The 16,669-nt window shown below is 68.2% G+C and carries 17 protein-coding genes and 1 pseudogene; 2 read left to right on the top strand and 16 right to left on the bottom strand.

Annotation, left to right across the window (positions count from 1 at the left end):
• The 5 genes and pseudogenes from ABZ192_RS32315 to ABZ192_RS32295 form a co-directional block, all read right to left on the bottom strand.
• Window positions 1-110 (bottom strand): annotated as a pseudogene (locus tag ABZ192_RS32315) (IS5/IS1182 family transposase); the annotation flags it as partial.
• Between the two features lie 65 nt (window positions 111-175).
• Window positions 176-610: a hypothetical protein gene (locus ABZ192_RS32310; RefSeq protein ID WP_356928029.1), complete on the bottom strand. Its 435-nt coding sequence runs from the start codon at window positions 608-610 to the stop codon at window positions 176-178.
• 61 nt (window positions 611-671) lie between these two features.
• Entirely contained in the window at window positions 672-1,412 is a 741-nt protein-coding gene (locus tag ABZ192_RS32305; RefSeq protein ID WP_356928028.1) for a hypothetical protein, read from the bottom strand.
• 15 nt (window positions 1,413-1,427) lie between these two features.
• Window positions 1,428-3,860, bottom strand: a complete 2,433-nt coding sequence (locus tag ABZ192_RS32300; RefSeq protein WP_356928027.1) for a Tox-REase-5 domain-containing protein — start codon at window positions 3,858-3,860, stop codon at window positions 1,428-1,430.
• 101 nt (window positions 3,861-3,961) lie between these two features.
• Window positions 3,962-4,465 (bottom strand): ATP-binding protein, encoded by a 504-nt coding sequence (locus ABZ192_RS32295; protein ID WP_356928026.1) that lies wholly within the window; start codon window positions 4,463-4,465, stop codon window positions 3,962-3,964.
• A gap of 267 nt (window positions 4,466-4,732) precedes the next feature.
• Between ABZ192_RS32295 and ABZ192_RS32290 the strand changes: the two genes are divergently transcribed.
• Together ABZ192_RS32290 and ABZ192_RS32285 are read left to right on the top strand one after the other, a co-directional pair.
• The gene (locus ABZ192_RS32290) at window positions 4,733-5,584 is read left to right on the top strand and encodes a helix-turn-helix transcriptional regulator (protein ID WP_356928025.1); all 852 of its coding nucleotides are present in this window, start codon (window positions 4,733-4,735) and stop codon (window positions 5,582-5,584) included.
• A 12-nt stretch (window positions 5,585-5,596) separates the two neighbouring features.
• A complete protein-coding gene (locus tag ABZ192_RS32285) occupies window positions 5,597-5,788 on the top strand; it encodes a hypothetical protein (protein ID WP_356928024.1) in 192 nt (63 codons plus the stop codon).
• Window positions 5,789-5,924: 136 nt separating this feature from the next.
• Here the strand turns inward: ABZ192_RS32285 and ABZ192_RS32280 are convergent, their stop codons facing one another.
• The 11 genes from ABZ192_RS32280 to ABZ192_RS32230 all read right to left on the bottom strand — a co-directional run bounded on the left by ABZ192_RS32280 (window position 5,925) and on the right by ABZ192_RS32230 (window position 16,669).
• A complete protein-coding gene (locus ABZ192_RS32280; RefSeq protein ID WP_356928023.1) occupies window positions 5,925-6,131 on the bottom strand; it encodes a hypothetical protein in 207 nt (68 codons plus the stop codon).
• Between the two features lie 597 nt (window positions 6,132-6,728).
• Window positions 6,729-8,048, bottom strand: coding sequence for a hypothetical protein (locus ABZ192_RS32275; RefSeq protein WP_356928022.1), 1,320 nt, complete (start codon window positions 8,046-8,048; stop codon window positions 6,729-6,731).
• Window positions 8,049-8,094: 46 nt separating this feature from the next.
• Window positions 8,095-10,773 (bottom strand): hypothetical protein, encoded by a 2,679-nt coding sequence (locus ABZ192_RS32270; RefSeq protein WP_356928021.1) that lies wholly within the window; start codon window positions 10,771-10,773, stop codon window positions 8,095-8,097.
• A 172-nt stretch (window positions 10,774-10,945) separates the two neighbouring features.
• On the bottom strand, window positions 10,946-11,338 hold the full coding sequence (locus tag ABZ192_RS32265; protein ID WP_356928020.1) for a hypothetical protein: 393 nt from the start codon (window positions 11,336-11,338) through the stop codon (window positions 10,946-10,948).
• Window positions 11,335-11,616 (bottom strand): Arc family DNA-binding protein, encoded by a 282-nt coding sequence (locus tag ABZ192_RS32260; protein WP_356928019.1) that lies wholly within the window; start codon window positions 11,614-11,616, stop codon window positions 11,335-11,337. The genes ABZ192_RS32265 and ABZ192_RS32260 overlap by 4 nt, the downstream gene beginning before the upstream one ends.
• A gap of 114 nt (window positions 11,617-11,730) precedes the next feature.
• Window positions 11,731-12,372 (bottom strand): OmpA family protein, encoded by a 642-nt coding sequence (locus ABZ192_RS32255; RefSeq protein ID WP_356928018.1) that lies wholly within the window; start codon window positions 12,370-12,372, stop codon window positions 11,731-11,733.
• Between the two features lie 11 nt (window positions 12,373-12,383).
• Window positions 12,384-12,959 carry a hypothetical protein gene (locus ABZ192_RS32250; protein ID WP_356928017.1) on the bottom strand — a complete coding sequence of 192 codons (576 nt, stop codon included), beginning with the start codon at window positions 12,957-12,959 and terminating at the stop codon, window positions 12,384-12,386.
• A 31-nt stretch (window positions 12,960-12,990) separates the two neighbouring features.
• Window positions 12,991-13,599: a pilus assembly protein TadG-related protein gene (locus ABZ192_RS32245; RefSeq protein WP_356928016.1), complete on the bottom strand. Its 609-nt coding sequence runs from the start codon at window positions 13,597-13,599 to the stop codon at window positions 12,991-12,993.
• Complete coding sequence (locus ABZ192_RS32240; RefSeq protein ID WP_356928015.1) at window positions 13,599-13,796, bottom strand: hypothetical protein; 198 nt, start codon at window positions 13,794-13,796, stop codon at window positions 13,599-13,601. Before ABZ192_RS32240 ends, ABZ192_RS32245 begins: the two co-directional genes overlap by 1 nt.
• 214 nt (window positions 13,797-14,010) lie before the next feature.
• Window positions 14,011-14,988: a response regulator transcription factor gene (locus ABZ192_RS32235; RefSeq protein WP_356928014.1), complete on the bottom strand. Its 978-nt coding sequence runs from the start codon at window positions 14,986-14,988 to the stop codon at window positions 14,011-14,013.
• A gap of 61 nt (window positions 14,989-15,049) precedes the next feature.
• Entirely contained in the window at window positions 15,050-16,669 is a 1,620-nt protein-coding gene (locus ABZ192_RS32230) for an ATP-binding protein (protein WP_356928013.1), read from the bottom strand.

Below are 16,669 nucleotides of genomic sequence, written 5' to 3'. Positions count from 1 at the left end.
CCGTTGATCACCCTGCGGTGATCCGCCCACTGCCCACCCGGCTTGCCGTTGCCGGGCAGGAGGGGTTCGATCTTCCGCCACTGCGCGTCCGTGAGTTCGTGTCGCCGCACCATACGGGCGTCCTGCCCGGTCAACTACGAGATCACCCAGCCCACCAAGAGCCATCAGAAACGACCTAGTCGGGAAACCCCTCATCGGAACGGGTCACCCCGGCGAACAGCACGACCGGCTCCTCTTTGTCCTCATGGCCGACGCTCACTGCGACCAGGCGGTCGCCGACCCGCCAGTACAGGAGGTCGCCGAAGTATCCGCTCTCGCACAGCTCCCGGAAGAAGGGCGGGAGCTCGTCGTCGTCCGGGTCCAGGAAGGCGTTGGCGTAGTCCTCCATGGACATGGACCCGTGCGGACCCCACCGGGCGTCCAACGCCGCTGCCAGGTCCTTCAGCTCCGCCTCGAACTCCTCGCTGGTCCGCATGAGTTCGTCCCAGTCGTCGTTCGGCGGAGCGAAGTCCCTGCTCTCGCGCAGGGTCACGAGGTGGTAGGCGTCGCCGCCGGTCAGGGGGCGGGCCAGGAGTTCGTCGATGCGGGCGATGTACTGCTGCACGCTCATCGAGGGGCACTCACTGTTTCGTCGTTCACCGAGATCTTGAACCGCTCACCGACCCGCACCGTCACAGCTTCGCCTCCGTGGCCGGGACCGGCAGGGGGTCCAGAGCACCGGTCCCGGCAAGCGTCTTGTGAGCGGCGAGCACCGCCTGGGTGGACGGCGTTCCGCCGGAGCTGTCCGCGATCTCCAGCACAACTCCGCCGTGCCTGCCGGGCAGGCGCCGCAGAGCGGAGAAGTCGTCCGGGACGCGCGCGGCGCGGCTCTCCGACAGGTAGACCGCCCACCCCGCGCGTGGGTGGGAGGCCCGCAGGCCGTAGGCCGACCTGAGCTCGTTGTACAGCGGCCGGTCGTAAGTCAGCCCATGGTCCGCGTCCCACACGTCCGCCAGAAGCGCCAGCACCTCGGTGAACCGGCCCGTCAGGGGTACGGCCGCCGAATCGGACGCGGGGAACAGGTGCACCACCGCCGTGAACGGGGAGTATTCGTTCGAGCCTCCCGCGATCACCCTGGCCCGCACGTATGCGCCGTCCGACTGAGTGGCCACGACATTGGCTGTGTAGCCGAGGATGTCCCGGTCCTCCTGGGTATTGGCCGCCTCCAGTGCCGCAGCGAATTCCTCGGATTCCACGGGTACGAGCTGCCCCGGGCCGGAATCCTCCTCCCAGCGCCACTCGGCCGGCGCCCCCTCCGACAGCTCGGACAGCTCCGACAGGCCGGTCAGGAGCTCCAGCCACCGCTGAGCCAATTGCTCAGGCGTCTCCGGCCTGGGCCCCCAGGAGACCTTCACGACCACTTCGCCCGACATACGCGCTCCTCTTTCCTACTTCTCCGCCGGGATGTGCTTGACCACTACGTCCAGGTCGGCGTCGTCGAACGCCTTCTGTGCGGCCTCGGCCACCCGTTTGTTGGAGAAGTTCCATTCGACGGGCTTGCCGTTCGCAGCGCGCAGCTGGCGCTGCGCCTGCTCGATGAACTTGTCCGCCTGGGCCTTCTGAAGAGTCCCGTCCTCGCCGACCTTCTTGCCGTATCCGAACTTCGCCTCGATGTAAGTCTGCCGTGACGAGTCCCAGCCATCGAAGTCGACATCCCTGCCCGTCCTCGGATCCTTGACAGCGTATTCCTTGCCCCGCTTCACATTGGTGACCTGCTCCTGGTAGCGCATCCAGCGCTCCATGCTCGGCCAGTACGCCACCGCCTTCTTGGCCTTCCACTGGCCGTCACCGCCGTCCTTGGAGCCCTTTCGCGGGTTCTTCAGGTCGTTGTACCAGGAGGGCTTCTTCCACTTGGCGACCTTCTTGCGGCTTTCTTCCTTCTTCGCCTCCTTCTCGGCCGCCTCGGCCTCCTCGGCCTGCTTGCGGGCTTCCTCCGCCTGCTTTTTGGCCTCCTCGTCGCAGCCGCCTTCGGCCAGTACGACATAGGGGGCGCGGGACCCGCCGGCGGCGAGGACCGTGGTGCCGCTGCCGGCGGACCCGGTCAGGCCCGGGATGTCGCCGTACGGGACGCGGCGGCCGGGAGCAGAGGCAATGGTGCAGCCGGATTTCCTCGCCCTCTCCTCGGCCGCGTCCGCCGCCTCGTCGGCCTCCTTCGCCGCCTTCGCTGCGGCGTCGGCGTCACCGGCCTTGGCCGCCTTCTTGGCGTCCTCCGCCGCCTTCGCGGCTTTCTCGGTGAGCTTGCCGACTTTGCCGAGTTTCCCGAGTTTGCCGAGTTTCTGAACGATCTTGGCTTCGCCGTAACCGGGGATGAAGAGCGAGCCGACGTTCCAGACGACGTTGGTGACCGCGCGGGTTTTCTCGCCGTTGTTCCACTGGTCACGGACCTCGTCGCCCACGAACGTGTCGTCCAGGACCTTGACACCCGTGTTCAACGACGCGCCGCCCCAGTCGGTGAGCGCGTCGAAGTAGTCGCCGTTCTCCCACTTCTCGCCTGCGTCCTTGGCGTCCTCGGACCACTGGTCGCCCAGCGAGCTGCCGTAGTCCTTCAGGCCCTCCCACGCCTCACCCGGGTTGGTGACCGTGTCCCAGATGCCCGTGACGTCACCCCAGATGCCGTCGACGAACAGGCCCTGCCCCACCTGCTTGAACTGGTCCCCCACACAGCCGAAGAAGGCCCCGACGCCGGAGGTGCAGCCGTCGTCGCCGTCGTCGCCGCTGTTCCCGGCGGCCTGCTCGTCCTCCTCCCATCCTGGCTCGCCCTCAGCTGCGTCGTTCTTCTCCTCGTCGGTCTCCTCGGGGTACGAGACGGTGGTGTCCTCGCGGCCCTGCGAGGCGGAGCCGTTGTCGACGCCCTCCTCACCGACCTGGCCGCCCGAGTCGGACCCAGGGGTGCCCTGGCCTCCGGAACCGGCTCCGCCGGGCCCGTTTCCGCCGGCGCCGTCGTTCCCGGTGCCGCCGTTGCCTGTGCCGCCGTTGTCTGTGTCGCCGTTGTCTGTGTCGCCGTTGTCTGTGTCGCCGTTGCCTGTGTCGCCACTCCCCGTGTCACCGTCAGCGGATCCGCCGTTCTCGGCGCCTTGGCCGCCCTTGCCCTGACCGCCTTGGCCTTGGCCGGCTGCGCCGTCACCGTCGGTCTCGTTCGCGCCGTCGCCGGCCTGAACCTCCTCCCCGCCGTTTCCCGCTTCCGCCGGGCACGACGTTCCGGTGACCTTGCACACCGCCGACTGAATGCCGGTGAATATCTGCGTTCCCAGACCACCGACCAGCAGAGCGACGATGATCGCCGCGACCACGGCCACCAGCCCCACGTACTCCACCGCCGTCTGGCCCTCGTCCCGGCGCCAGCGGATCATCCGGGCCAGGGAGAAGGGGCGGCGTTCGGCCCTGGCCGACTCGGGGAGGCGGTACCAGTCGCGGCTGTCCCGGCGGGTGAGGAAGTAGAGGATCAGCGAGGGGAGGAAGAGCTGGGTGTAGCCGCGCGGTGATCCGTCGGTGATGTTGGATATCGAGCCGAGGATCAGCCAGATCTGTACGGCGATCAGCCCGCCCCTGATCCTCGCTCCGCCCTCCCAGGTACGTCGGGCCAACCACCAGCCGACTGCTCCTGGGGCGGCGGCGTAGGCGGTCAGGGCGAGTACGCCGCCGTCCAGGGCGTCGTACGAGGCCGCGGTGAGCAGGAGGCCGAAGCCACCGACGACCGTGACCGCGAAGAGGGTGTGGACGAGGACCAGCGCCGTCGCGAGCGAGCCGGGCAGGTCCCGCCGCCCACCACTCCCCGACGGCCACCCGGCCCCGAACTCCGGCGCTCCCCCGATCGAGGCCATGTCCCCCCCAACCTTCGTTCTGCGACACGGCCCGAGGGTAGGAAGGGGACGGCGGGACGGGATGGGCCCGTGGCCCCAAAACGGGGCCTAAACGACGGGGCCTATCGCTCGAGTACGCCGGCGCCGCGTACGTACGCCCGGGCGCCGTCGTGCGGAAGCACGGCCCACATGCGCGTACCGCCGCCCGGCTCGCGCGCATCGCCGAAACCCCAGTTGCCGCCGCACGCCTTGACCACACAGGCGAGCACCCGCAGGGACGCTCGGCGGCGGGTGTCGCAGGCCGCCGCCAGGCGGGGATTCGTGTGACGCGGGTGGCCGTCGTAGAGGATCACGCGCAGGGCGGACTCCCGGTAGCGCAGCGACATGTAGACCTCTGCGGAGGGTGTGAACCGGCAAGCACAGGCCGCGAGTTCGCCGACCGCTTGCACGGCTGCGTCGGTAACGTCCTCCAGGCTGTGGGCTCGCAGGATCGTCCGCGTCGCCGTGCGGGCGATGGCCAGGCTTTGGAGTGCGGCAGGGAGCGTGAGGCTGTAGGCGAGGGTTTCGGGGGTCGGGGGTGTGGGGGCGGTGGCCGGGGACGAGCAGGTGGTCACGGACGCGGGCATGGCAACTCCCTTGGTCGTCGGGGGATTCCGCTCCGCCGGGTGGCTCGTCTCCCTGACGCGGGCCCACCGCTCCCAGGGCAGGAGTGTGCGGGCGGGCACGCGTGATGCGCTTCCGTTTTCGGCGGAGAGTTGTGTAGTCGATCTGTCACTGACGGTAGAGCAGTTGGCGGCACTAGTGCCACTTACTCCTCAACATTGCCTCCTTTGAGTTGGCTCGGTTCCTCAGCAAGGGCAGAATGAGTCGGACCACAGAGGAGGAAGGTGCCAATGCCGACACGGACCATGCCCACCGAACGTCAACGGCGTCTGGGTGCCGAGTTGCGGAAGATGCGGCTGGCGGCCGGCAGGACCACCGAGTACGCAGCCGGGCTACTCGGGTTGGACCGGACGAAGGTCTCCAACATGGAGGCGGGGATCCGCGCCACCTCGCCCGAGCGCATCAGAGTCCTCGCCAGCAACTATGACTGCGCCGACCAGGCCTACGTCGAAGCTCTCGTCGCCATGGCCGACTCCCGCAAGCGGGGCTGGTGGGAGCAGTACCGCGGCATACTCCCCCAGGGTCTGCTGGACGTCGCCGAGTTGGAGTGGTTCGCCGAAAAGCTGCGGTCCTTGCAAACCGTGCACGTACCCGGACTGCTGCAACTGAGCGGGTACGCCCGCGCCGTCTTCGGCTCCGCACTGCCACCGCTCCCCAAGTCGGAGGTGGAGCTGCGAGTTGCCCAGCGCATGCAGAGGCAGCAGGTTCTCGAGCGGGAAAGGCCTGTGGAATACGTCGCGTATGTCCACGAGTTGGCGCTACGCATGCAGTTCGGGGGGCGGCGCACGGCCAGGGAGCAGCTCCACCACCTGTGCGAGATGTCCGAGCACGACAACGTCGACGTACGGGTCCTGCCCGTAGAGGTTGGTGTGTTCCCAGGTGCGGGGCACGCGGTCCTGTACGCCAGCGCGGCTGTGCCCCAACTCGACACCGTGCAGCTCGACTCCGCACACGGCGGAGAGTTCACTCACGCCGAGGCCCAGTTGGCCAAGTACCGTGCACACATGGACTGGTGGCACGCCAAGTCGCTGGACCCGCAGGCATCACGGGACTTCATCCACCGCATTGCCCAAGCCCTCTGAGGAGCAGTCACCATGGCCGAGATCACGTGGGAAGAGCCCTACTGCGCTGAAGGCAACAACTGCTTCCGCATAGGCACCGACGCCGACGGCAACGCCTACATCGCCGTCGCCGGGCAGGAGGAGCGCCATCTGACCGACAGCCGCGATGCCCTCCGGGCGCTCATCCGGGACATCAAGGCGGGCAAGGCCGACCATCTGCTGTAGGCCCCCACTCCGAGCCGGCCTCCGCTGCCTCGGCGTTCCCGGCGGCGGAGCGGCGATCGCCGCCTCCAACTCTCCGAGGAGCGCAGCCGAGCGGTCGTCCGGAACCTCCGCGTGACCCTCGTCGTATGCCACGGATTCAGGAGCCGCTCTCCGCCGCTGCCGCCTCGGAGAGCAGGCGCGTCGCCTCGGCCACGGCGACATTCCGGTCGATGTAGCGCCTGGCGAGGTCCTGGGCCCACGGGGAGAACTGGTCCTCTCGCCAAAGCCAGGACAGAATGCCTTCCGCGGTCCAGGCGCCAATGCGCGTGGCCCACAAATCACCGAATTCCTCCCTGCTCGCCATACGGCACGCCCAGGCGGTAGAGGACGCTGATCGCATCGAACGCCGCAAATCTGGCGTGCACACACGCCTCAGCAAGAACGGCGGCCTCTGGGACGGCGGTCACCTGGCCGTGCTCCACAGCCTTCTCCAGCGCGCGCAACAGACCATGGGCACGTGACGACGCCGCATTGCGGGCGCGTTGGGCCATGAAGAGCCGCCGCTGGCCATCGGTAAGCGGCAGATCAGGCTCCCTCTCAAACCGCTCATAGAGGGCGCGATTCTTCGGAGGTCCAGTAGCCGTCGGTGGTCGGCGGAGCGTCGGCAATCGCTGCCGCCAGTTCCCCGAGGATCTCGGGCACCTGCTGATCATCGGTCATGAGGCCCCCAGATACTCCATCGCGGACTTCGGGTCCTTACGTGTCAGCACTGGTCACCATGGCCGAGGGTACGGAACGAGGGTGGTGGGAACAGTACCGGGGTGCCCTGCTTGGACCGAGGAGTACGCCCGCACCGTCTTCGTCGCCGTACTCCCCCGGCTCAGTCGCCTCGAGGCGAGGGACTCCGTACATCGGCCGGACGCTGGCATCACCTGGGAGCAGCCGCTGAAGAGCGTTACCGTTATGGCGCCCACTCCTGCGCGGCGTTCCTCGTCGTGGCCGGCAGGCTCGGGTCGAAGGCCAGTCGCGCCAGCGCTTCCCGGCTGTCCGGCACGTCATCCATGCAATGGAGGAACCAGATGGCCTCCTCTACCGCGCTGCCGCGCCGGGCGCACCGCTCGGCGAGTTCCGCGCCCCAGAGGGCCGTCGCCGACAGAACAGCCGGTTCCTTGTCGCCTGCCGCTCGTCCGCCTTGCGGGAGGTCAGCGAGCCAGCGGAAGACGGCCGCGGTGACCCGGTCAGCGATTTTCTTGCACCAGACAGTGGCGAAGCACGCGGCGTCGATGTCTTGAAATTCGAACCCCAACGACTGGCACTCGCGCCACGCCTCGTCCATTCGCTCGCGAGTGACCAGTCGTGGGTACGGCATCAGGGCGCGCACCACCTCAGCGATGGCACTGCAGTCCGCCGGAGCGTCACTGCACATCTGCGCGTCATCCGGCGCCCGCTCGACAGTCAGACACGCCTCCAGTGCTGAACGCGCCTGGGCGAGGCTGTGGGAATCCGGCGCGGTCGCGCCCCAGTCGAAGTCGTTCTGCCAGGAATGCGGAAGGCTCTGCAGCCCTTCGGGCAGCAGCGGCTCCTCGTCTCGGGTGACTTCCCGGGCCCGATCCTCGTACACCGAACGGCGCAGCCCGAGAAGCCGGGAACGCACATACGGGCGGAAGTCCCGGACCTGGTCGTCGCGTACGAGTTCCATCAGGGCCTGCTCGCCGCGCGGACGACCGAGCGAGACAAGCAGGCGCACCGCCGCCTCGACCGCCATGCCGACCCGCACGAACGCCGCTGCGAGCAGCGCGGCGTCTTCAGACTCCCCATCGTTCAGCAATTCCGCGGTAGTTGCACGCTCGATGAAAGCGAAGGCGTCGTACGCCAGCGCCTGCCGCACCGAGGCGGCCCACTCCGCCGCCACCCTGTCGACCCACTGTTCAGTCGGTGGCTCGGGCACCGTGGGAATCCCCATGTCAGCCCAGGCTCCGACCACCTGCACCACCCGCTCCCGGGTGACCTGAGACGTGGTCGGCATGATCCGGGTCAGCCAGGCGTCTGCCTCGTCCAAGGTGTGGTCATCACGGTCGTCGTAGAAGTCCCGTAGTTCCTCGTCCCAGTCGTGCACACTCTGCCGTCGGTCGGGCAGGCACGCGCGCAGCACGTGCCGAGCCTGCTCACGTCTCTCCTCCGTGGGGGCAAGTGCCTCCAGGGCCTGAGACCTGCGGTATGTCAGATCGTGCCAAGGCGGTGGTAGCTCGCGCATGGCTGCGGGCAGCAGGTAGGTGTCCACAAGTCGCTCTCCGTCCGTGCCCCGGCAGCTTCCCGAGGCGCTGGCGTCATGAGACGCCCAGGTAATCCATCGCTTCCTTCGGATTCTTCATCCTGGACCATTCCATCGTCCCAGCCTGCTTCCGGGCCTGGATCTCTGCCTCCATCCGCTTGAGCTGGCTGGGGGAGATGTCCGTACCCGCGATCCGTACGGGTACCCCGTTTTTCGCCATTGTTCCGGCCGGTGTCCCTTCCGGCTTGTACTTGACGCCGTCCCGCTTTCCGCTCTTGTAGCCGCTGAATATATTGGTCCATTTCTCTGTGGTCTCGACCTCAACTCGCGTAGCCCTGCCTGTGTTTCCCTTCCTCTGCCATTTGGCGAGATCCTCGACCTGCCGTTCGAAGTCAGCCTTGATGGTGGCATTACCCGTGTTCTTGACCTCCACAGCGTGAACCTTGCCGTCCTTGCCCCGATAGAGAACGTCGGCGTCGTTGATCTCGGAGATGTTCACCGTTTCGCCGTTGCCGAGATCGGCGTTCTCCTTGCCGAAATCCTTGCCGACTGCGGTGTGCACAGTCGTGCCAGGTGCTGCCTCGCTGTCGGCAGCCCGCTGGACGGCGTTCAGCTCAGCACGTGCCTGGCTGAGTTCGTCGGTGTTCTTGGCGTTCGTGACCTTGCTGGTCAGCGACGAACGTGCCTCCTTGGAGATGCTCTTCGTCCTGGCCAGTTTGGAGATGTCGTCCAGCGCTCGGGCGGCCTCCTCCTTGCCGATCTCCTTTTTGTTCGGGTCCGGGTTGTCCTTTGCCCGCTGAACGAACTCGTCGATCTTCCGCGGTGCGTGCTGGACGCCCTCGTCGTCGAGTGCCTTCCTGGCGGCCTCATGGCGATCCGCCAACTCGGCCCCGTCTGCGGCCCTGTCCGCCTCGTCGGCCTGTTTGCGAGCGTCCTGGGCCTGCTGTTTGGCCTCCTCGTCGCAGCCGCCCTCGGCGAGGACGATGTACGGGGAGTCGGAAGGGCCCGCGGCGATGACCCTGGTGCCTGTGCCGGAGGAGCCGGTGAGGAGGCCAGTGGTGGTGCCGGGTGGGTTGCCGCCGTACGGGATCCGGCGGGCCGGCGCCGCGATGGTGCAGCCCGACTCGCGGGCCTGCTTCTCGGCCGCGTCTGCCGCCTCGTCGGCGTCCTTCGCCGCCTTCCGGGCGCCCTCGGCATCGCCCGCCTTGGCCGCCTTGCGGGCCTTCTCGGCCGCGTCCGCCGCCTTGTCGAGGGATTCACCGACCTCGGCCAGCTTCTTGAACTTGGTGAACTTCGTGATGGTCTTCGGGCTGAAGATGCCGACGACGCCGACGACGGTGTTGCCGATGGAGGCGCCGTAGTTGCCCTTCTCCCAGTTCTCCTTGTCGATCAACGTGTCGGTCGCAAGGTCGGACACGAAGTCCTCGGGCGAGTTGACCCAGCCCCATACGGAGGAGACGTAGTTCCCCTTGTCCCACTCCTTGCCCAGCTCGTCGGACTTGTCGCCCCACCAGTTCGTGGTGTAGCCCTTCAGGCCGTTCCAACTGTCCTTGATCGAGCCGACCGGGTCGCTGACGACGTCCATGGTGCTGGCCAGGAAGCTCTTGGTCGGGGCCACGAAGAAGCCACGGACGTGGTCCATGAACGTCCTGTCGTGGCGTTCCTGGTCGTGTACGTCGTCCCAGAGCGACCTCTGGTCGAACGGCCCCGGAGCGAGAGGGACCGTGTCGTTCGTCCCCGCGCCCTCGTAGGTGATGATCCGAGTCGACCAGGCCGGACCGCCGTCGGTGTTGTTGCCGCCCGTCCCACCGTCGGCGGTCGTGCCTTCCTGGCCGCCGGGACCGGCCTGGGTGCCCGAGTCGCCTTCCGTACCTGTCTCGCCGTTCGCGCCACCAGCGGCATCTGCCCCCGCGCCATCGTCCGCGTTCGCGCCGCCGTCCGCGTTCGCGCGGCCGTCCGCGTTCGCGCGGCCGTCCGGGTCCGCGCCGTTGCCGCCGTGGGTGCCGGTGCCGGTGCCGGTGTCCGAACCGTCTTGCTGCGCATCGTCGTTGTTGTCCCCGGCCGCACCCGTCTCCGTGCCATCGCCCTGCGGAGCGGGGCAGGCCGTGCCGGTCACCGAGCAGACCGCCGACTGGATGCCGTCGGCGATGCGCCCGCCGAGGCCGCCCACCGACAGCGCGACGATGATCGCCGCGACCACCGCGATGAGCCCGACGTACTCCACCGCGGTCTGGCCCTCGTCCCGCCGCCAGCGGATCATCCTCGCCAGGTTGAACGCCCGGCGCTCCTCCCTGTCCTGGGGAGGGGTCTCGAACCACTCTCGCGACCGGGCCCGGCGCAACAGCACGATGACCGCGATCGGCATCGCCGCCTGTGTGATGCCCCGCAGATCGCCGTGCAACAGCGTGCCGAGTGACAGCCACACGATCCACGCCTGTACGGCGATCAATGCGCGGCTCGTCCACACCCCGCCCCGCCACAGGCGCCGGGCCAGGTAGACCCCCGCCACGCTGGGCAGCGAGTCGTAGACCAGGAGCCCGAAGATTTCACCGGAGTAGTACGTCACCACCGACAGCACGGTGACCACGTACAGCGCCGTCAGCGCGAACTGCACCCACAGGAGTACCTGCGCCCAGCCCAGCTCTCGTGGCAACGGCGAACGCCGGTCCCAGGAGGGGGTGTTCTGCGCACCCCACATCCCGGTCGGGGGTATCGAGCTACCGGCACCGGACATACGTGACCTCAGTTCGCGGGCGCCAATTCAAGGTGGACACCCGGCCGAGGCTAATGAGAATCGATTACCGACACATGGGCCCCTGGACCCAACCCTGGGCCCGCCTGAACCGCAGTTGCCCCCACGAGGTCACTCACGGCGAGGCACAGCTCTCTCACCGGAGTCGGGCTGGTCAGCGGTTCAGGTCCATGACCCCGACTCCGAGCCCGGCATAGAGTTCCGGCGCGACAGTGGTCAGGAGCCCTCCGTCGGGGAGCATCGCGTTCGGCCGCGCAGTATGTACGGCTGCCGCTACGCCGAAGCCGAGACCGTCTCGGCACAGCTCGGCAACGGTCACAGCCATCGCGTAGTCGTCTTCGACGATGCGGAGGACGTCCAGCAGCACACCGGCGTGAGCGACGATCCCCCCACGCTCGCGCTCAGCCTCGAGGAGGCACAGAACTGGCACCCACAGGCGCACGTCATCGCTGGCCGCCGCCGCATGGATGAGACCGGAGACCTGCTTGTTGCCTCCCATCGCCAGGAGCGTGGCGGTGTCGAGGACATAGTGTTCGGTGAGGTTCAACGCGACGACTCCGCCTCGGCGAGCGCGGCCCGATGAGCGGCAGTGGCTTCACGCATCTTGCGCCGCATCTCCGCAGAGTCCTCATCCGTCACATAATGCCCGAACCGCTCGGCAAGCAGGGCGCGGGTGTGCTCGGCCCGTTCCTTGATCTGCTCGGGAGTCAGCGTCTGAGCAGCTATCTCCTGCATGAGGGCGCGCAGGCTGGTCCCTCGCGCCTCCGCCACGGCGGCGAGCTGGTCACGGACTTCGGCGGGCACGCGAATCATGGCGTCGGACATACAGAGAGTATACGTGACGTATACGCCGAGCGCCTCCTGTCTGTGGCACACATGCCAGAAGCCCCTCCCAGTTCGCGGTTGTACGGGACGGGGCCTCCGGCATCCGAACGGCGCTCAGCTCTCCGTGCGCGGGAAGGAGACCTCGACACGGCGATTCTTCTTGCGGCCCGCTTCCGTGGAGTTGTCCGCGATCGGGTACTGCTCGCCGTAGCCGCGCACCTCATACGTGATACCCGAGTCCGCGAGCTCGTCGTCCAGGACACCGTGTACAGCTGAGGCACGCTTGCGGGACAGGACGTCGCCGTGGGCCGACGATCCCAGGTTGTCCGTGAAGCCGAAGACGCGGACCTTCTTCGCGTTCTGAGCCTTGATCTCTTCGGCGATGTCGGCGATGCGCGCCTTGGCCTGACCGCTGAGTTTCGCGCTGTCCTTGCCGAACAGCACCTCCGCCTGCAGCGCGAACTTCACGTCCGAGTTGGTGTCCTCGCGGCGCTCCTCGCCGCCCTGGTCCTCTATGACGGATTTGATGTCGAGGATCTTGGGCTCCGCGAGAGTCGCGCCGTCGACCAGCTTCAGGTCGGGGTCGTTCGCGTCGATTTTGACCGGCGCGCTCGCCTTCGGCTCGGTGCCCGGTGGATAGCTCGGGCCGTCGGCCGCGTGAGCGGAAACGGCACCGAAAAGGTTCGTGACGACCATGACTGAGGCTGCGGTGAGGATGACTGTCAGGCGTGGGGCTCGGGTCCGGGTGTGGGTCATGGTGGTCTGCCTCAGCCGGAGATCTTGATGGTGGCGGCGGCAAACTGCGGCAGCTGGAACGACGCTTCGGTCGAGCTCTCGGGCGGCGCCGGGAACTGCATGAAGACAGGGATGGACTCGCCGGCCTTCATGGAAGGGAAGTTGGTCGTGGTGAGCGGGCGGCCTTCTGTGTCGCGGAGCACGTAATACCGCTTCTTCCCCTTGGCGTCCACCAAGGTGGCACCTCCGAGCGACCGGCCGTTCCTGATGATCTCGGTCTCGTTTCCACTGAGTTGGGGAGGCACGTTGACTGTGTCACCGCCGTCGTTCTTCAAGTTCCCTCCGAGCGTAAGGAACCCGCCTGAGTCCCGCTCAGCCGAAGTGATCTGCAGAAGCAGACCGTCCGGGCCCTTCAACTCAGCGAGCGGCTCCTCCGACCGGCCCTCCTGCGCGCTCGGATTCGAGCCGGAGTCCTTGGAAGCGGACGCTGACGTGTCACCGCTCTTGTCGTCGCCGTTGCTGCAGCCGGCCACGCCGAGGGCCAGGCTGACCACAACTGCCGCTGCGGCCATCCCCCTGCGGGCCGTCGTGGTGAACCGAATGCTCATGAGTTCCGCTTCCTTTGTTCGTCAATCTTTATCAGTCGGCCAGATGGACGTCGAAGAGGTCATCGGGACCGGGCAGATCCGAGGGATCGTCTGCGTCGAGGTCCCAGTCCTTGCCTCCGCAGTTGAGCTGCGGCAGGTCCTCGTCGTTGTCGTTGCCCTCCTCGGGCGGTTGCAAGGAACAGCGCGGCTCGATCACGGCCCTGGCTTCTGCCGTGGCGTACGTACTTTCCGTGCCGGGGACGATGCTGTCGCCGACGGGATCGTTCGTCTTGACCTCGACCGTGTAGCCCAGCGGGTCCAACTCGGGCTCGCAGCCGCCTCCCACGACGTGTGCGTCGTTGGCGTCGGCGAGTTGCTGCGCCCGCCAGCATGAGGGGTCGAGCCCCTCCACCTTCCCTTGGAGGATGTCCTGCCAGAGGTCCGGATTGAGCAGGTTGTCCAGCCATCTGCCCACGAGTTGGTTCCGCTGATCCTGCGCAGCCCCGAGGGCAGCTGCGTCCGCCGCCGTCTGCGCGCCGTTCCGTGTCGCCGCGGCCTGGCCGACCGCAAGGTACGCGAACGCAAGGAAGAGCAGGCCCGCCACCACCGTGATGTAGATGGGGAAGGCCTGCCCTGCGTCGCTGTACTTACGGGGCCTCATCAGCCGTCGGTGACCTCGGTGATCTTGTCGGTGATCGCCTCGAAGATGGACTGGCCGATATCCGTACCCGTGATCGCCAACACGATCGCCACGACCACCGCAATGATCCCCAGGTACTCGACCGCGGTCTGTCCCTTGTCGTTGCGAGCTGCGCGGGCCTGCAGGTACGAGACGGTGGTGTTGATCCAGTTGCTCATGGTGGTGTTCCCCTCCAGTACCGGCCGGCCGCCTACCGGCCGACGTACACGTCTCTTGGGCGCTAACGGCGTTTCCGGTTTCCTCCTTGCCGGTGCCGCTTTCGACACGAGAAACGTACGGCGGAACACCCCGTCCACCAGAGGGTCCCAGGGCCCAATCCAGGGCCCAATCGCGCGGGCCCAACGAACTCTTCCCCCATACCGTCACCGAAGGTCACCCCAGTCCTCGGTATGAGCCCGGTGCCGTGCCGAGCCACTTCGCCGCGGCCTCGGAGCGGCTGGTGCTGTGGAGCTTGGCGAAGATGCGGTTGATGTGGTTCTTGACCGTCTTCTCGCTGATGAAGCAGGTGGCGGCGATCTGCTGGTTGTTCATGCCGGACGCGATGAGGTCCATGATCTCCGCCTCCCTCGTGCTCAGTTGGAACCGCGACCTGTCGGGAGCGGCCGGACGGCCACTCGTCCACCCAGACGAAGACTGTCCCACATCCGGTTGCACTTGCGAAAGGTTTTCTGGGGAAGTGGGTGGGGGTGGGACGTGCGGGAGGGGCATTTCTGCTGGTTGAGCGGGTTGTTGGGGTTGATTATGCGACCATGCGGAAGCGGAATTTCCGTATGCATTCGCATTCGCCTGTCCCAGTCCATCCGGTAGCGGCGAGTTCCCCGGACCTTGGCCGTGTCCCTGCCCCTGGCCCTGCCGGAGTTGGGCCAGCAGTGCTCCCGCCGCCGTGGGGGTGAAGTGGGCCCGGCCCTGCTTGATGTCCCTGACCGCGTCGACCAGCTGACCGGCCGTGAACTCGCCGTGGACCAGGTAGCCGCCCGCCCCTCGGCGGAGGGCCTCCTGGACGATCTCCGACTCCCTGCTGTAGGTCAGCATGACGACCGGGGCGATCCGCACCAGGTACGGGAGCGCCGAGATGCCGTCCACGCCGGGCATGCGGACGTCGAGGAGGACGACGTCCGGCTGGTGCTGTTGGGCGGCCTCGTAGGCCTCGCGGCCGTCGGCCGCCTCCGCCACGACCGTGATGTCCTCGCGGCCGGAGAGCAGGGCGGTGAGGCCGGCGCGGACCACCGGGTTGTCATCGGCCACGACGACCCTGAGTCGGCTCGGCTGTGCGGGCTGCGGGAAGTCGAACGGGTTCTGTTGCGGTGGCGGCTGTGAGGCGCCGGGGTGTGGGGTCGTCTGGTCCGGCATCGGCTGCCTCCTCTCGTGTCGTGGGGGACGTGTTCGGCGTGGTCAGGGATGTCATGGGTGGTCAGCCTGGTGGTGCGGTCAGGGCCGCCAGCGGTAGCTCCAGGCGGACTTCCGTTCCCTTGGGGTGGCCGCCCCGGCCGATGCGGATGCGGGCGCCCACCGAGGCCGCCCGCTCGACCATGCCGACCAAGCCGAAGTGGCCCGCTCGGCGCAGTTGTTCGAGGGTGGTTCCGGGCGGGAGGCCGCGGCCGTCGTCGTAGACGCTGATGCGGAGCAGGTCGCCGTGGACGCCCGCGCGGACGTCGACCCGGGTCGGGCCCGCGTGGCGGTGGGCATTCTCCATGGCCTCCGAGGCGATGGTGAGGAGCTGGCGGGCCACGGCGGGCGGCACGGGGGGTACGGAGTGGTCACCGGTGGGGCGGTAGACCGCCGGGAGGCCCGTGCGGGCGCTGAAGTCCCGGGTGCGCGCGGCCAGTTCGACCAGGACGTCCGTGCCCTGGCCGGGATCCGATTCGCGGCGCAGGTCCGCCAGGAGCTCGCGGGATTCGGCCGCGGCTCGGCGGGCCGACCGGGCGACCAGGTCGGCCTGCTGCTTCACCAGGGCCGCGTCCATGTGGGCGGCGCCCGCCGAGCCCGCCAGACCGTCTGCGGCCAGGGCCACGCCGTGCAGGGTCTTGGCGACCGAGTCGTGCATCTCGCGGGCCAGCCGGGCCCGTTCCGCGCCGACCGCCTCCGTGACGGCCAGGCGGGCCTGGACCGTCGTCAGAGCCTGGGTGGCCGCGCCGAAGCGGAGCATGAGGTTGCGGAGGCTGGAGCCGACGGCTCCGGCGATGACACAGAGGCCGGGGAGGAGGGACGACTCGGCGATGCCGGGCTGGGGGTCCTCCATCGCCGCCTGGATCAGGAGGAGCAGCAGCGCCTGCAGGGAGGCGAACACGGCCGCTCCGCGCCAGCCGTAGACCAGGCCGGCGAGGAGAGGGGTGCAGACACTGACGTAGGCGAGGGTGCTGCCCGGGCCCGCCGAGATGAGCAGGAGGGCGCCGAAGAGGGTGTCCGCGGCCAGGAGAGTGGGGTGGCGCAGGAGGAGGGGGCCGAAGCGTTCCCAGTCCCTGAACAGGACGTAGGAGGTCATGAAGGTGACGACCACGGCCGCGCCCACCAGGCGGGTGGGGAGGCCCTCGTTGGCGTTGATGAGGGCGGTGGGGGTGGCCAGGGCGATCATGGCCAGCCGGAAGCCGAAGACCTGCCGGCACATGGCCTGCAGGGCGTTGATCTGGATGGGTATCGCCGGGTGTTCGGGGGCGGGTTTCGCCCGGCCTTCGACCGGGATCGGCTTCCCGGCCGTACCACCCGCGGAACCCGTGCGGCTTTCGTTGCCGGGTGCGGGTGGACCCGGTGGGAGCTGAGCACCGTCGGTGGCCGAACCGCCGTTCGCGGATACCGGCATGGCCGTGAGCGCCCCGCCCACCGCCCCACCGAACGCCCTGCCCACCGGCGCGTCCGCCAGCGCGTCCGCCCGCTCCCACCCCGGCGGCAGCGCCGGTGTCGCCGACGTCACCGGGATGTCGGGGGCGCCTGTGCGGACGTGGGCCGGCAGGACGGTGCCTGCCGGTGGGGTGGTGATCTCCGGTGTTCTCGGGCGGCGGCGCAGCCGCCCGGTGCGTTCTCCCGTCATCGACAT

The organism is Streptomyces sp. NPDC006235, from assembly GCF_040613735.1.
In the GTDB taxonomy this organism is placed as follows: Bacteria; Actinomycetota; Actinomycetes; order Streptomycetales; family Streptomycetaceae; genus Streptomyces.
Note: the sequence above shows the minus strand (reverse complement) of the source record. Positions and strands in the feature narration are given on the sequence as shown.

What these genes read in the sequence shown, in the direction of transcription:
- ABZ192_RS32310 (WP_356928029.1), bottom strand. Translation starts at nt 610, where the DNA reads ATGAGCGTGCAGCAGTACATCGCCCGCATCGACGAACTCCTGGCCCGC.
- ABZ192_RS32305 (WP_356928028.1), bottom strand. Translation starts at nt 1,412, where the DNA reads ATGTCGGGCGAAGTGGTCGTGAAGGTCTCCTGGGGGCCCAGGCCGGAG.
- ABZ192_RS32300 (WP_356928027.1), bottom strand. Translation starts at nt 3,860, where the DNA reads ATGGCCTCGATCGGGGGAGCGCCGGAGTTCGGGGCCGGGTGGCCGTCG.
- ABZ192_RS32295 (WP_356928026.1), bottom strand. Translation starts at nt 4,465, where the DNA reads ATGCCCGCGTCCGTGACCACCTGCTCGTCCCCGGCCACCGCCCCCACA.
- ABZ192_RS32290 (WP_356928025.1), top strand. Translation starts at nt 4,733, where the DNA reads ATGCCGACACGGACCATGCCCACCGAACGTCAACGGCGTCTGGGTGCC.
- ABZ192_RS32285 (WP_356928024.1), top strand. Translation starts at nt 5,597, where the DNA reads ATGGCCGAGATCACGTGGGAAGAGCCCTACTGCGCTGAAGGCAACAAC.
- ABZ192_RS32280 (WP_356928023.1), bottom strand. Translation starts at nt 6,131, where the DNA reads ATGGCGAGCAGGGAGGAATTCGGTGATTTGTGGGCCACGCGCATTGGC.
- ABZ192_RS32270 (WP_356928021.1), bottom strand. Translation starts at nt 10,773, where the DNA reads ATGTCCGGTGCCGGTAGCTCGATACCCCCGACCGGGATGTGGGGTGCG.
- ABZ192_RS32260 (WP_356928019.1), bottom strand. Translation starts at nt 11,616, where the DNA reads ATGTCCGACGCCATGATTCGCGTGCCCGCCGAAGTCCGTGACCAGCTC.
- ABZ192_RS32255 (WP_356928018.1), bottom strand. Translation starts at nt 12,372, where the DNA reads ATGACCCACACCCGGACCCGAGCCCCACGCCTGACAGTCATCCTCACC.
- ABZ192_RS32250 (WP_356928017.1), bottom strand. Translation starts at nt 12,959, where the DNA reads ATGAGCATTCGGTTCACCACGACGGCCCGCAGGGGGATGGCCGCAGCG.
- ABZ192_RS32245 (WP_356928016.1), bottom strand. Translation starts at nt 13,599, where the DNA reads ATGAGGCCCCGTAAGTACAGCGACGCAGGGCAGGCCTTCCCCATCTAC.
- ABZ192_RS32240 (WP_356928015.1), bottom strand. Translation starts at nt 13,796, where the DNA reads ATGAGCAACTGGATCAACACCACCGTCTCGTACCTGCAGGCCCGCGCA.
- ABZ192_RS32235 (WP_356928014.1), bottom strand. Translation starts at nt 14,988, where the DNA reads ATGCCGGACCAGACGACCCCACACCCCGGCGCCTCACAGCCGCCACCG.
- ABZ192_RS32230 (WP_356928013.1), bottom strand. Translation starts at nt 16,669, where the DNA reads ATGTCGATGACGGGAGAACGCACCGGGCGGCTGCGCCGCCGCCCGAGA.